Here is a 13705-nt window from a genome sequence, read left to right on the forward strand (position 1 = left end):
TGGTGCAACCTATGCCATAATTTCTGACTTTTGCAGCGTATAAACGGCACATTGAATAAAAAGAAAATAATAAACGACCCGGTTTACGGATTCATCAGTATTCCAACCGAGTTGGTGTTCGACCTGATCGAGCATCCCTACTTTCAGCGCCTGCGTTATATCAAGCAATTGGGTATGACCCATTTGGTATATCCCGGCGCCCTGCATACACGCTTTCACCATGCCCTGGGCGCCATGCACCTGATGCGCATGAGCATTGAAACGTTGCGCGCTAAAGGCCATGAAATCACAGCTGAAGAGGAAGAAGCCCTGACTATAGCTATCTTATTGCATGATATTGGCCACGGCCCATTCTCGCATGCATTGGAGCATACTATTGTTAAAGGTGTATCGCACGAGGATATCTCGATTATGCTGATGAATAAGCTGAATGAGGAGTTTAAAGGTAAGCTAAGCAAAGCCATTAGCGTATTCAGAAACACCTATCCGAAAAAATTCTTGCATGAACTGGTATCGAGCCAATTGGATATGGACCGGCTGGATTATCTGAACCGCGACAGTTTCTTTACCGGGGTATCCGAGGGCGTGGTAAGTTATGATCGCATCATCAAAATGCTGAATGTAAAGAATGATCATATTGTTATTGAAGAAAAGGGCATTTACTCGGTTGAGAAATTTTTGATAGCCCGCAGGTTAATGTACTGGCAGGTTTACCTGCACAAAACGGTAATAGCAGCCGAGCAACTACTGGTTAAAATACTGGAGCGGGCCCGCTCATTGGTTTTAGGTGGAAAGGAACTGTTTGCTACACCGGCGCTTGCTCATTTTCTGCATCGCACCTTAACACACGACGAGTTTGTTAAAGACGGGCACCTTGAAATATTTACGCATCTGGACGATACTGATATCCTGTCGGCTGTAAAGGTTTGGGCTTCTGCAGATGATTTTGTACTGGCGCTGCTGTGCAAAAATTTTGTGAACCGCAAGCTTTTTCAGGTCGAAATAACTAATGAGCCTGCAGATGATCAGTTGGTTGAAAAGCTGGGTAACATAGCTGTGCAAAAGTATGGCATTAAACAAGATGAGGTGCGCTATTTTGTATTTACAGATTCTATCCAAAACAATGCCTATCGTTTAGATAACGAGAACATCGGTATACTAATGAAAAACGGCAACGTTACAGATATTGCAACAGCCAGCGATTATTCGAACCTGCAGGCCCTGGCTAAAACAGTCGAGAAGTATATCATCTGCTATAGCAAGGACTTGAGAGCTGAGATCAGTGAGGCTAACGATTGAGGGTTTGTTGACTGTTCGTAACAATCAGGAAGCACTAATCTCTAATTAACCAATCACTAATCACTAATAATATAATTTTAACATTAAATTTGCGCCAATGCAATTTACGGCACAGCAAATAGCTTCATTACTTAACGGAACCGTCGAGGGAAATCCTGAGGCAGCGGTTAGTACCCTCGCCAAAATAGAGGAAGCAGGCGAAGGCTCCCTGTCTTTTCTGGCCAACCCTAAGTATGAGCAATATCTTTATACAACCAATGCATCAATTGTTATAGTAAACAACACGCAGGTGCTGTCAGGAGCGGTTAAATCGACGTTAATACGTGTTGAAGACGCTTATAGTGCCTTTTCTGTACTGTTAGATGCATATAACACCATCCGACTGGATAAAAGCGGCATTGAGCAACCTAGCTTTATCCACCCTACCGCGCAAGTTGGTGAAAATGTTTACATAGGCGCTTTTGCCTATATTGGTCCGGGCGCAAAGGTTGGCGACAAATGCAAGATCTACCCTAACAGTTATGTCGGCGACAACGCAACATTAGGTAACAATGTAACCCTGTTTGCCGGGGTTAAGGTATACTTCGATTGTGTACTGGGCAATAACGTTATTGTGCACTCAGGCGCGGTTATTGGCAGCGACGGTTTTGGCTTCGCACCATCAGCAGATGGTACTTACAAAAAAATTGCCCAGATAGGTAATGTTATTTTAGAGGAAGATGTCGAGGTTGGATCAAATACGACCATTGACAGGGCTACAATGGGTTCGACTATCATCCGCAAGGGTGCCAAGATTGATAACCTGGTGCAAATAGCCCACAATGTTGAAGTGGGCACCGATACGGTTATTGCCGGGCAGACGGGTATATCAGGCAGTACCAAAATTGGTAACAACGTAATGATTGCCGGGCAGGTTGGTATTGCCGGGCACTTAACCATCGCCAATAAAACACAGTTATCAGCAAAAACCGGCATAAACAGCTCAATTAAAACAGAGGGCCAGGCTTGGGGCGGTACGCCGTATATGCCTTATAAAGATTACCTTAGAGCTCATGCCAAACTAAAGCAACTGCCCGAACTGGACAAGAAAGTTTACGAACTCGAAAAGATCATCAAAGAATTGAAAAATGGTTAATTAGTCAATAGTCATTGGTCATTAGTTTTTTAAATCTGGACCAACAAAAATGACTGATGACTCGATGACCAATGACAAAATAATAAATGAACATTAAACAAAGAACTATTAAGGCGCCCGTTTCTATTTCAGGTTCGGGCTTGCATACGGGCGAGAAGGTAACGCTGACCTTTAATCCGGCACCGGAAAACCACGGTTACAAATTCAGACGAGTTGACGTGCCGGGACAACCGATTATTGATGCCGATGTTGATAATGTTACTGATACCTCACGTGGTACCACGATCTCGCAAAATGGCGCCAGCGTAAGCACTATTGAGCACGTTTTAGCAGCTTTAGTTGGTTTGGAGATTGATAATGTGCTGATTGATATGGACGGCCCTGAAACGCCGATCATGGACGGCAGCTCAATACAATTTGTTGAGGTTTTAAGACAGACAGGTACTGTAGAGCAAGATGCAGATCGTGAATATTATCACATTCCTTACAACATTCACTATTCAGAGCCCGACCGTAAGGTTGAAATGGTTGCTATGCCTTTGGATGACGACTATCGTTTTACCTGTATGGTTGATTACAACTCGCAGGTTTTAGGTAGCCAGCATGCCAGTATATCATCAATCACTGAGTTTGTTGACAATATTGCCTCTTGCCGAACCTTTTGCTTTTTACACGAGCTGGAAATGCTATTAAAGCACGACTTGATTAAGGGGGGCGACCTGAACAATGCCATTGTGGTGGTTGACAAGGACGTTGACGAGGAAGAACTGAACCACCTGGCTAAATTATTTAACCGTAAAGATATTAAAGTTGCCCCTCAGGGTATCCTGAATAATATAGAGCTGCGCCACCAGAACGAGCCTGCACGCCATAAGTTGCTGGATATGATAGGCGACCTGGCTTTAGTAGGCGTACCATTGCGCGGCCATATTATGGCAGCAAGGCCGGGCCACGCGGCAAACGTAGCTTTTGCTAAAAAAATAAAAACGCTCATTAAAAAAGAGCGCAGCCGCAAGCACTTTAAGGTGTATGACCCAACCATGAAGCCGGTTTATGATACCGAACAGATCATGAAGATATTACCGCACCGCTACCCGATGCTGATGATCGACAAGATCCTGGAGCTGACCAAAAGCCATGTAGTAGGTTTGAAAAATGTGACCATGAATGAAGGCATATTTCAGGGCCATTTTCCGGGTACGCCTCTATTTCCGGGTGTATTGCAGATTGAGGCTATGGCGCAAACCGGCGGTATCCTGGTACTAAATACAGTGCCTGACCCGGAGAATTACATTACCTTGTTCCTGAAAATTGAGAATGCCCGCTTTAAAGACAAAGTGGTGCCGGGAGATACCATAATTTTCCATTGTAATCTGATTGCACCTATCCGCCGTGGCATTGCCCAAATGAAAGGTGTGGGTATGGTTGGTGAGCGTGTGGTTGTTGAGGCCGAGTTAATGGCACAAATTGTAAAACAAACAAAAACTGAAGAAGCATGATCCAGCCTTTAGCATACATACATCCGCAGGCCAAAATAGCCGATAACGTAGTGATTGAGCCATTTGTGACCATTCACAAAGACGTTGAGATTGGCGAAGGTACTTGGATAGGCTCAAACTCGGTCATTATGGATGGTGCGCGTATTGGGAAGAACTGCCGTATTTTTCCGGGTGCCGTTGTTTCGGCCCCGCCGCAGGATTTGAAGTACAAAGGTGAGCCAAGTACGGTAACCGTTGGCGATAATACGGTAATCCGCGAATGCGTAACCCTTAACCGCGGTACCGCTCTTGACAAAAATACAACTACCATTGGCAGCAATTGCTTGCTGATGGCCTACGTACACGTAGCGCACGATTGTATTATTGGCGATAATGTGATTGTAGCCAACTCGGTACAATTAGCCGGTCATATTAATGTGTACGACTTTGCTTTCATCGGTGGTGGTTCATTGGTACACCAATTTGTTGAAATTGGTGCGCACAGTATGATATCAGGCGGGTCATTGGTGCGTAAAGACATACCACCATATACTAAGGCTGGGCGTGAGCCGGTGTCTTATATCGGCATTAACTCGGTAGGTTTACGTCGCCGGGGTTTTACTAACGAAAAGATTGCCGAGATACAGGAAATTTACCGCGTTATCTTCCTGAAAAAATACAACATTACCAAAGCGCTTGATATCATCGAGGCTGAATTTAACCCAACCGTTGAACGCGATGAGATCATTAACTTCGTATCAAGCTCGCAACGTGGTATCATGAAGGGGTTTGGTAATTCATAATTTATTGTCATTGAGGCATTAAGTCATTGGGTCATTTTATTAAGTAATGACCTAATGACACCAATGACTTGATGACGCTAATGACCCAATGACAAATTTCACAATCACCCTTAAAAACATCGGCCGCCGCTTTAACCGCGACTGGATTTTCAGAGGGGTTGATTATACGTTTAGCCAGGGGTGTAGCTACGCCATCCTAGGGTCCAACGGCTCGGGAAAATCTACGCTACTTTCTGTTTTGAATGGTAGTTTAGGCCCTTCTATAGGGGAGATTGAGTACACCAGGGAGGGTACCAAAATTGAAGTAAGCGATGTATTCAAATACTTAAGCCTTGCCGCGCCGTACCTGGAGCTTATTGAAGAGTTTTCTTTAAATGAGATGATAGACTTCCATTTCAGGTTTAAAAATTATAAACCGGGCCTGGACAAAGTTGCTATCATTGAGCTGTTAAATTTACCCGGGAATGCTAATAAGCTGATTAAATATTTTTCATCCGGCATGAAACAGCGCTTGAAGCTGGCGCTGGCTTTTTGTGCCGATACCCCGGTTTTAATGCTTGACGAACCTACGTCAAACCTGGATGCCCAAGGGGTTGAATGGTATTTGAGCTTAGTACAGCAGTTTGCCGCCGGCCGCCTCACTGTAATCTGTTCAAACCAGGAGCATGAGTATAGTTTTTGCGAACATAGGTTGAGTATTACCGATTATAAGATTTAGAAGTCGTAACTCATAAAGATATGTCATTTCGACGAGGCACGAGGAGAAATCTTATAAGCCTTGTCAAAACCGCTCGTATAAGATTTCTCTCTACCGTCGAAATGACACGGGGGTATTAGAAATAACCTGACCGGTAATCAGCAATCCGCCATAAAAAATCAAAGAAACCGGGATCGCCAACCAACCATCGCCGGTTATTAAGCGCGCTGTAAATCCGGCTGCGACCGCACCAAAAGTACATAAGGCAACGGGTTGCCATACCTTACCTAGCGTAGCAATATTGTTTTTACTCAAATAAAAACCTACCTGCGTCACGCAAGCCAGCAGGAAGGCCACCGCAGCCCCCTCGTTTTGATAAAGCGGAATCAATATTACATCGCCCGCAATATTTACCACAAGCGTTACTATAAATGCATTTAGTATCATTTTTAAACGGCCTTGTGCAAATGCTATCGTCCACAACAAGTTTTCGAGATAGAAGAACGGTAGGCAAAGGGAGAGGAGAAATATGGTATGCTGATTGACCGCCCCGTATTTGTTATGGGTTATCCAATCAATAATTGGCGCCCAATAGATATTGATGAGCAGTATTGACAGACCGGCGATAATAGCTTCTGTCCTGATCAGTAATTTCATGCCTGCTATGTCAACATCACCCTGCTTAAACATTTTAGTAAAGCGCGGGATTAGGAGCGGCGAGATGGCCGACAGCGGCAACAAAGCAATTTCAAACACCTTATAGGCAAAGCTATATTCTGCCAGTTTTGCGGCCGATAGCATGAAGCCAATAAAGATCCAGTCAAACCGCGCTAGTGACGAAGTGATGATGACCACCCCAATTTGGGGCAGGGCCTCTTTTAGCAGGGCAAAGTAAGCCACCTTGTTCCATTTAATATTTATACGAATGCCGGCCGAACGCTTGAATAAGATCAAGCCAATTGTAAACTCTAAAAAATCGCCGGTTATAAAAATAGCTATCGCTATCGTCAAATTGAGCCAATGCAGCAAAAAGCAAACTAATAAACCGGCACATCGTGCAAAATTGGAGATTACCGACTGCCAGGCCATTAACTTGAAATTTTCCAGTCCGTTGGCGGCTTGTTTAAATGGGGTGGAAAGATAGATCATGAACTTACCGATGCCAACGAGCAGCAAGAGTTGGTAAATGGTAGCGTTTGGAACAAGCAGATATCCTATTGCCAGTAAACCATAAAAAACAAGGCCGGTAATGAGGGTGTGAATGATGTAAAGCGAAAGTGCAGATTCGCGGTCTTGGTAAGTCGCTATTTTTTTGATAATAAGTTGATCAATACCGCATGACAGGATATTAAAAGCCGCCAGTAAAATAGCCAGCGCTAAGTTTAATTCGCCAAAATCTGCTTTGCTCAGAGTGGTTGAAAGCAGGTAAAAAATTAACAGGCCGAAAATGTTATTGGCCACCAGTTGCAGCACATTAGCCGAGAAGTTTTTTAAATGACCTGTGGCTGGCATGAGCTTAATGTGAGTATTCTACCGCCAGTCCTGGCTCCGCTTTTGGTGCCGGGGTTTTTGAGTATTTATTTTTTAATTTACTGCCTTCCAGTCTGAGCAGATAACGATATTTTAACCACTTATTTTTGTAAGTAATCTGGGCGATAACCAGCCCCTCTTTACCGTCCAGAAAGCCGCCGAATAAAATATAGCTTTTGATAAAACTAAATACAGGCGACAGATATAAGTTAACCAGGTTTACTTTTTTACCACTTTGCAGGTACTTGCCTGCACTTAATTGGGCATAGAAAAGCGCTTTAGCATAACACTCGCGCCCGTCTTTAACCGAGTAATGGTGTACATAGCCGTCGAGGTGCTGTATTTGGGTGCCGACGGGTAGCTGCAGGGTTTCGTGAACATACGACTCAGACCATTTTACACGCGTGCGGTTAAACAGCCGGATATGGTGGTCGCGGCCCCAGGCGCCATAGCGTATCAGCTTTTTGCCAAAGTATGATTTAAAGCGAATATCGTAAACCATGGTGGGGTCGTTCAGCTTGAGGGTGTGTAGCGACAGCACCAGTTCCAGGTCGGCAATTTCATCGGCATCCACACTTAAAATCCAATCATATTTAGCCAGCGCGATGCCTTTATTTTTATTAGCGCCGTAGCCCTCCCATGGGCACTGGTAAAGGCGGCAGTCTTCGCTTAACGCAATACTGCAGGTCTCATCGGTACTGTAATTATCTATGATAATAATATCGTCGGTGATGAGTTTCGCTGCTGCAATACATTCAGCTATTGTTTCAGCTTCGTTTCTGGTTATAATAACTACCGATAATGGAACCATCGTAATATCTCTTTATTCGTTGTCGACCACAGGTTGATTACAAGGAACACGGTCCCTGTTAACAAAAGGTTGCCTTGAAGTCGTAAAAAAGCCCTGTCTGTATCCTGACAAGGTGGCCGGACTCAAACATGCACCACAATAACAAGAAAGTTTGCGTTAGTGGAGATCTGGAGGAGGGGTATTTCAATTTTTTTAAATAAATTTATCATACGGGGCAACCTTTATTGCGCAATCTTCGTGATGCAAATAATTAACGGAGGTTTATCACCCAAGGCAACAACGATTTAATAACCCAAATGGGCGAACAAGAGTTACACCAACTGATTAAAGGCTGTTTGAAACAGGACAGGAAATGTCAGAAAATGCTTTACAAAGCATTCTACGGCTTCTCTATGGCTATCTGTTTGCGATATGCCGGCGACAGGGACGAGGCTGCAGAGGTGATGAATCAGGGTTTTTTGAAGGTTTTTACCAAGATAGAATCGTACGATCCATCCAGGCCGTTTAAAGCCTGGCTGGGGCGCATCATGACTAATGTTTCTATTGATTACTACCGGGCAAACCTCAAGATGGCCTATGCCGAAGATTTGGAGAAAGCCGAACACCTGCATGATGCCAGCGTAGCGACAGACAATAATCTAAATTATGCCGACCTGCTGGCGATGGTGCAAAAGTTACCGCAAGGCTATCGCACGGTATTTAACCTGTTTGCGATTGACGGGTACTCGCACGAAGAAATTGCTGAAATGCTGAATATCAACATTGGTACCTCAAAATCAAATTTGTTTAAGGCCCGGCAAAAATTAAAGCAGATGATCCTTGACGCTGACTCGTCAGGTAACTATGCTAATGGCGTAAGTTTTAATCCGGTAGTGGCCATGAATGGGGCTCCTGTTTCGCCGGTATTTTATAGTAACAAAGGTATTAGAGAATGAAAAAGGAAAAGAGCATAGATGATATCTTCAGGAGCGCTCTCGAGGACCCGGCGAATGAACCGGCGTTCAGAGAAGGCGATTGGGATAACTTCGAGAACATGCTTGATGAAGGTAAGCGCGGGGGGAAAGTTTTCTGGTTGCCAATTTTAGGCAGCGTTGCAGCGGTATTGCTGGCATTTATTGGCTGGTGGATTTTTAAACCTCAAGCCGGTACTGCCGTGCAGCAAACACAACAGGTAGCTACCAACAAAACAACAAAAACAGAGGCGCCTGCCGTAACTGTGCAGCCACAACAAGCAGCGACAGCCGGCCAAACCGAAACCCGCATTGCAACAACTGTTAAACCCGCAAACACAGCAGCTATTGAGAAAACAACTACGCAACAAACTAAGGCTCAACAACAGTATTTAGCTGGCGCTAATAAAGCTAATGGCAGTACTGCTACGCCGCAGCTGGTTAAAAAACAGCAATTGAATGCACCTGCGTTTAATAACAACCTGACTGCGGTTGATACAGCTAAACCTTATCTGGCTATGGTGCCGGTTAAAGCCGATGCAGTAACTATCGACCAAACGCAGGGCGTAAGCACGCCTGAGCTGAGCAGACAAAGCAAAACGGGTATTGATGCGGTGGCTATTGTATTGCCAAAACCAAAGATAAAAGCTACAACAGCGGGCACTGGTTTCAGACCGCAGTATACTCTGGGATTTTTGGCTGCGCCGGAGGTTAATGGCGTTGGGTCATTTAACTCCACCAGCTCGGGTACCAACGTAGGCTTATTGTTTACCGTTGGCTTGAATAGGTTTAGCGCCAGTACGGGCGCCACATATTCAACCAAGCCATACTCGTTGCCGTTTAGCAGTTACCATACGGCTTACCAGTTTAAAACAAACCCGCAAAGTGTAACTGCTGATTGTAGGGTGTTGGATATCCCGATAAATATCGGTTATCAGCTGTATAATAAATCGCTTAACAAGATTAGTATCGGTACAGGCATATCATCATATATTATGATGCATGAAAGTTATGCTTATGATTATGGTAACGACCCGTATCCGGGCCCGACATCGTACACCGTAAAAGGAAAAGGCAAGTACTTTTTCAGCATCATGAACCTGCAGGCAAGTTATGAACGCAAAGTAGCGTCAAATATCGGTCTGAGTGTGACACCGTATCTAAAGCTGCCGTTGTCTGATATTGGTTACAGCCAGGTGAAAGTGCAAACCTTCGGGGTAGCGGTAGGACTAAATTGGAACATCAATTCGCTAACAAAACCTAAGTAAAACATGAAACATATCAGTATTATTTTACTCGCCTGGATGAGCATATTCCAGACGGGACAGGGACTCTACATGTGTAAAAATGCCGAAATAAGCTTGTTCTCAAGCGCCCCAATCGAGGATATTTCGGCCAAAACCAGTTCTGGCCAGTCGGTCTATAATGCAGCTACCGGCGATCTGGTTTTTAGTGTAGCCATCAATACCTTCAAGTTTCGTAAATCGTTAATGCAGGAGCATTTTAACAGCGATTACTTGGAAAGCGATAAGTACCCGCATGCCACCTTTAAAGGCAAGATCCAGGAACATCCTGATCTGAGCAAGGACGGTACCTACCAGGTTACAGCCATTGGCGTGCTTAACGTGCACAATGTAAGCCAGAATCGTACCATCCCGGGCACCATTACTGTGAGTAACGGCGTGGTCACCATGAAATCAGAATTTATGGTTAAGTGCGCCGATCATCACATCGAGATACCGCGCCTGGTATTTCACAATATTGCCGAAAGCATAAAAATGAACGTTACCGCCACGTATACGGCAACCAAATAAATAACATACAATTATCTCACGACAATGAAAAAACACCTCTTAATCGTAGCCTTATTTGCACTAACTGTTGGTGCAAAGGCGCAGCAAAAATCGGCAGCTGATTCTTTAATGAGCGCCATGAGCAAGGACGAGAAACCGGTACCGGTAGCTATTTTTAAATCAACCCGCTTAGTGCTGTCTCAAACTACTGAGATGGTTAAAAAAAATGAGTTTAACTTCCAGATCATCCACCGTTTCGGCGACATTGCCGGCTCAAATGGCGGCGGGCAAACCGCTTTTGGTATTGACCGTGTTAATGATGTGTTTTTTGGATTTGAATATGGCGTGAGCGACAATTTTAACGTTGACCTGGGTCGTAGCACTATTGGCCAGCTTATACAGCTTGAGCTGAAATACGCGCTTGTGCACCAAACATCTGATGGCAGCTCGCCACTGGCTGTAACTTTATTGGGCGAGGCGGGTGTACAGCCGTATCAACAGTCAACTTTTACCACTATGAGCAGCCGTATGTCCTATTTAGCGCAGGCTATAATTGCCCATAGCTTTAACGGAGCCTTATCATTACAGGTGTCGCCCACCTACCTGCGTCAAAATACGGCGTTCCCAATTAGTCCGGCTAATACCGAGCAATCCTTTTTTGCTTTGCAGGCCGCTGCACGCATTAAATTAACAAACCATACCGGTTTTATTGTTGATTATGCGCATCCTTTTTCTGATTTTAGAAAAAATACCTACGATTTCCAGGATCCGCTGGGCTTCGGCTATGAGGTTGAGACCGGGGGCCACGTGTTTACCGTGAATATTACCAACGCAAATTCAATTTCTGAGATGAATATGCTGGCACGTTCGCAACAACGTTATTCAAGAGGTCAGTACCGTATTGGATTTACCATTTCGCGTATGTTTGACTTTAATGGCAGTCACAAAAAAATGAAAGAATAATTAAAAATATAGCTAACCCCGATTTATAATATGGAACGTCACGAATTTTTAGCGAAGCTGGGTATAGGCACACTCGCTGCATGTGGTATGGGCTGCGGACTGGTATCTTGCAGTAAAAGCGGTAGCCCGGGCCCTTCGGGCAGCAATAACAATGCCCCGGCGGCAGGAACTACTGTTACGTTGGATTTAAACTCATCTATCAAGAATGTAGGCGACCAGACGGTTAGCAACGGTATTATTATTGTGCGCTTAGCCAGTGGCAACACCGTCAGTTCATTTACCGCGGTGCAGGTGGCCTGCACGCACGAGGGTAATTCAATAAACTACAATAACAGTCAGGGTATATTTATTTGCCCGGCCCACGGTAGCGAATTCAGCAAAACCGGTGCTTTATTACAGGGCCCGGCCACGCGCTCGCTGAAAGAATATACCGTAGTAGTAAGCGGGACTACGTTAACGGTTACGGTATAAGGTTTGTCATTAAAGAGAGGGGTGTAGCGCTAACCGTGGTGTATATCTTAATATCGGTCTGAATTACGACGATCCACCGTAGTAAGTACGATACCTTCTCTTAACCGCCGGTGACGTTAATAAATGGGCCGACCCGGCAGCGCTCTGTTGAATTTATTTAGGGAAGCTCACTATCTGTTGCAGCAACCGCAAATTTTGATGTGTTCGGCAGGCAGAGGTTAAACTTTCCCAAATCCAAAGCCGTACTATGGAGCAATCATAAAATAGTTCAACGCGTCCTGGTTGGTATACGGAACCAATTTGCCATCTACCAATACATTAATGGTATAGCCAATTTCGTTCTTCAGAAAATTAAAGGTGGCCTTGCTTTTTTCGGTATTCCAGATCTCGCAAAATATAATAGGTTTATGTTTAAGCAATAACTCTTTAGCACCGGTTAACGCTTCAAACTCAAAATTCTCAACGTCCATTTTTATTGCGCCTATATTATCTGCCTGTTTAAGTTCGGGTATATCATCAAGACGCTTTACAGGCACGGTAAAAAACTCGCCCTCATCATTGTTGTTATCATCAACCACGTGGCTAAGCCCAGGTATTTTATCGTGATCAATAACAGGCACTACCATTTTTAATTCGCCCGATTTATCGCCTACGGCACATTCATACAGCGTGACGTTGTTTAATTTATAATGCTTCAACAGTCGTTTTATCACCCTCGAGTTTTCAGGTATAGGTTCAAACGAATAAACTTTACCAGTGCCGGCTTTTTTTGCAAGTGAAACCGTCATGACCCCAAAATTTGCACCCACATCAAGTATCAGCCCACCAGCGGGTATCAAATCTAAAAAACGTACAAAATCAGCTTCTACTTCAATTGAGCGTAAGCGGTTTATAATAAACCTGGAGGCATAAAACTGGTAATTCTCAAACCCTAGCAGGTTTTGCAATATTAATTTTATTCTGGTTCGTAATCTCACTTTGTTGTTGGTTGAGTCATTCAAGTAATACGGGCTCAATATAAACTATTTCATCAATTGCCTCAAAATGTTTATTTGTTGATAACGTTGTCTATAGCTTCAAACATTATTAAAATATCTTAGCCGCCAATTAACTAACCGTGTATTATTTACAATATCCATTCCCAAACCTCGTTTTAAACTAAACAATCCACAACAATTATGAAATTTCTAAAAGTTTTTTCTTTATCTGTTTCTGTATTATCAACTGTAATTTTATTAAACGCCTGTAAGGCTAAAAAACCAAAACCGGTTGCAGCAGCCCCTGTTGAAACCGAAACCCCGGCACCAGCACCTGCCCCGGCTCCAAAACAAGAAGCCCCGGCTGCGGCCCCTGCGCTTGCCCCCGTTCCTGAAAAACCAGATTACAACTTTGCCAACATACAATTTGAATTTAACTCAGGCATTCTGAAAACAGAATCGTATCCACGCCTTGATAAGGCTGCTGCCGAAATGAAGAAAGACGCCTCAGTAAAATTTGTGCTAAACGGCCACGCATCTGCCGAAGGTACAGACGCGCATAATATGGCATTGTCTGTTGAAAGAGCAACCTCTGTAAAAACATACCTGGTAAACTCGGGCGTAAGTGCCGACAATCTGGTTGTTAAAGGCTATGGCGACAAAAAACCTATTGCCGATAACAGCACTGAGGCCGGCCGTGTGAAGAATCGCCGCGTTGAGATCAAAAAGCTGTAGGGCCTATGGCTTTATTTGTTGGTTAACCTGTTGATATATAGGGCAATGTTAACAAATAAATCA

At 44.2% G+C, this 13705-nt stretch carries 14 protein-coding genes; 11 read left to right on the forward strand and 3 right to left on the reverse strand.

All coding sequences use genetic code 11. From position 1 onward, the window contains the following. The first annotated feature begins 51 nt into the window (after nucleotides 1-51). The 5 genes from ACFS5N_RS11255 (at nucleotide 52) to ACFS5N_RS11275 (ending at nucleotide 5433) form a co-directional block, all read left to right on the forward strand. Nucleotides 52-1299 (forward strand): HD domain-containing protein, encoded by a 1248-nt coding sequence (locus tag ACFS5N_RS11255; protein WP_377185380.1) that lies wholly within the window; start codon nucleotides 52-54, stop codon nucleotides 1297-1299. A gap of 97 nt (nucleotides 1300-1396) precedes the next feature. Further along, nucleotides 1397-2434, forward strand: a complete 1038-nt coding sequence (gene lpxD / locus ACFS5N_RS11260) for a UDP-3-O-(3-hydroxymyristoyl)glucosamine N-acyltransferase (protein ID WP_377185382.1) — start codon at nucleotides 1397-1399, stop codon at nucleotides 2432-2434. An 86-nt stretch (nucleotides 2435-2520) separates the two neighbouring features. Next, a complete protein-coding gene (locus tag ACFS5N_RS11265) occupies nucleotides 2521-3933 on the forward strand; it encodes a bifunctional UDP-3-O-[3-hydroxymyristoyl] N-acetylglucosamine deacetylase/3-hydroxyacyl-ACP dehydratase (protein WP_377185384.1) in 1413 nt (470 codons plus the stop codon). Beyond that, entirely contained in the window at nucleotides 3930-4715 is a 786-nt protein-coding gene (lpxA, locus tag ACFS5N_RS11270; RefSeq protein ID WP_377185386.1) for an acyl-ACP--UDP-N-acetylglucosamine O-acyltransferase, read from the forward strand. Before ACFS5N_RS11265 ends, lpxA begins: the two co-directional genes overlap by 4 nt. Before the next feature lie 88 nt (nucleotides 4716-4803). Beyond that, a complete protein-coding gene (locus tag ACFS5N_RS11275; RefSeq protein WP_377185388.1) occupies nucleotides 4804-5433 on the forward strand; it encodes an ABC transporter ATP-binding protein in 630 nt (209 codons plus the stop codon). A gap of 90 nt (nucleotides 5434-5523) precedes the next feature. On the opposite strand, the gene ACFS5N_RS11280 is transcribed toward ACFS5N_RS11275, so the two are convergent. Beyond that, nucleotides 5524-6924 carry an oligosaccharide flippase family protein gene (locus tag ACFS5N_RS11280; RefSeq protein WP_377185390.1) on the reverse strand — a complete coding sequence of 467 codons (1401 nt, stop codon included), beginning with the start codon at nucleotides 6922-6924 and terminating at the stop codon, nucleotides 5524-5526. A gap of 4 nt (nucleotides 6925-6928) precedes the next feature. Beyond that, nucleotides 6929-7753 carry a glycosyltransferase family 2 protein gene (locus ACFS5N_RS11285; RefSeq protein ID WP_377185392.1) on the reverse strand — a complete coding sequence of 275 codons (825 nt, stop codon included), beginning with the start codon at nucleotides 7751-7753 and terminating at the stop codon, nucleotides 6929-6931. 296 nt (nucleotides 7754-8049) lie between these two features. Between ACFS5N_RS11285 and ACFS5N_RS11290 the strand changes: the two genes are divergently transcribed. The 5 genes from ACFS5N_RS11290 to ACFS5N_RS11310 are packed head-to-tail and all read left to right on the forward strand — an operon-like array spanning nucleotide 8050 to nucleotide 11930. Continuing rightward, on the forward strand, nucleotides 8050-8688 hold the full coding sequence (locus tag ACFS5N_RS11290; protein ID WP_377185394.1) for an RNA polymerase sigma factor: 639 nt from the start codon (nucleotides 8050-8052) through the stop codon (nucleotides 8686-8688). Next, nucleotides 8685-9971: a hypothetical protein gene (locus ACFS5N_RS11295; protein WP_377185396.1), complete on the forward strand. Its 1287-nt coding sequence runs from the start codon at nucleotides 8685-8687 to the stop codon at nucleotides 9969-9971. The genes ACFS5N_RS11290 and ACFS5N_RS11295 overlap by 4 nt, the downstream gene beginning before the upstream one ends. A gap of 3 nt (nucleotides 9972-9974) precedes the next feature. Then, nucleotides 9975-10517: a YceI family protein gene (locus tag ACFS5N_RS11300; RefSeq protein WP_377185398.1), complete on the forward strand. Its 543-nt coding sequence runs from the start codon at nucleotides 9975-9977 to the stop codon at nucleotides 10515-10517. Nucleotides 10518-10541: 24 nt separating this feature from the next. Continuing rightward, nucleotides 10542-11459, forward strand: a complete 918-nt coding sequence (locus ACFS5N_RS11305; protein ID WP_377185400.1) for a DUF5777 family beta-barrel protein — start codon at nucleotides 10542-10544, stop codon at nucleotides 11457-11459. Between the two features lie 30 nt (nucleotides 11460-11489). Then, nucleotides 11490-11930, forward strand: coding sequence for a Rieske 2Fe-2S domain-containing protein (locus tag ACFS5N_RS11310; RefSeq protein ID WP_377185402.1), 441 nt, complete (start codon nucleotides 11490-11492; stop codon nucleotides 11928-11930). Between the two features lie 245 nt (nucleotides 11931-12175). Here ACFS5N_RS11310 and ACFS5N_RS11315 read toward each other — a convergent pair whose 3' ends face one another. Further along, nucleotides 12176-12907 (reverse strand): FkbM family methyltransferase, encoded by a 732-nt coding sequence (locus tag ACFS5N_RS11315; protein ID WP_377185405.1) that lies wholly within the window; start codon nucleotides 12905-12907, stop codon nucleotides 12176-12178. Nucleotides 12908-13108: 201 nt separating this feature from the next. Between ACFS5N_RS11315 and ACFS5N_RS11320 the strand changes: the two genes are divergently transcribed. Continuing rightward, nucleotides 13109-13642 carry an OmpA family protein gene (locus ACFS5N_RS11320; protein ID WP_377185407.1) on the forward strand — a complete coding sequence of 178 codons (534 nt, stop codon included), beginning with the start codon at nucleotides 13109-13111 and terminating at the stop codon, nucleotides 13640-13642. Nucleotides 13643-13705 lie beyond the last annotated feature (63 nt).

Origin of the sequence: Mucilaginibacter ximonensis, assembly GCF_042686265.1 — a bacterium.
GTDB lineage: Bacteria > Bacteroidota > Bacteroidia > Sphingobacteriales > Sphingobacteriaceae > Mucilaginibacter > Mucilaginibacter ximonensis.

Bases quoted from the DNA above. Each gene is read 5' to 3' on its own strand.
- lpxD (WP_377185382.1), top strand. From the start codon at position 1,397: ATGCAATTTACGGCACAGCAAATAGCTTCATTACTTAACGGAACCGTC.
- ACFS5N_RS11265 (WP_377185384.1), top strand. From the start codon at position 2,521: ATGAACATTAAACAAAGAACTATTAAGGCGCCCGTTTCTATTTCAGGT.
- lpxA (WP_377185386.1), top strand. From the start codon at position 3,930: ATGATCCAGCCTTTAGCATACATACATCCGCAGGCCAAAATAGCCGAT.
- ACFS5N_RS11275 (WP_377185388.1), top strand. From the start codon at position 4,804: ATGACAAATTTCACAATCACCCTTAAAAACATCGGCCGCCGCTTTAAC.
- ACFS5N_RS11280 (WP_377185390.1), bottom strand. From the start codon at position 6,924: ATGCCAGCCACAGGTCATTTAAAAAACTTCTCGGCTAATGTGCTGCAA.
- ACFS5N_RS11285 (WP_377185392.1), bottom strand. From the start codon at position 7,753: ATGGTTCCATTATCGGTAGTTATTATAACCAGAAACGAAGCTGAAACA.
- ACFS5N_RS11290 (WP_377185394.1), top strand. From the start codon at position 8,050: ATGGGCGAACAAGAGTTACACCAACTGATTAAAGGCTGTTTGAAACAG.
- ACFS5N_RS11295 (WP_377185396.1), top strand. From the start codon at position 8,685: ATGAAAAAGGAAAAGAGCATAGATGATATCTTCAGGAGCGCTCTCGAG.
- ACFS5N_RS11300 (WP_377185398.1), top strand. From the start codon at position 9,975: ATGAAACATATCAGTATTATTTTACTCGCCTGGATGAGCATATTCCAG.
- ACFS5N_RS11305 (WP_377185400.1), top strand. From the start codon at position 10,542: ATGAAAAAACACCTCTTAATCGTAGCCTTATTTGCACTAACTGTTGGT.
- ACFS5N_RS11310 (WP_377185402.1), top strand. From the start codon at position 11,490: ATGGAACGTCACGAATTTTTAGCGAAGCTGGGTATAGGCACACTCGCT.
- ACFS5N_RS11320 (WP_377185407.1), top strand. From the start codon at position 13,109: ATGAAATTTCTAAAAGTTTTTTCTTTATCTGTTTCTGTATTATCAACT.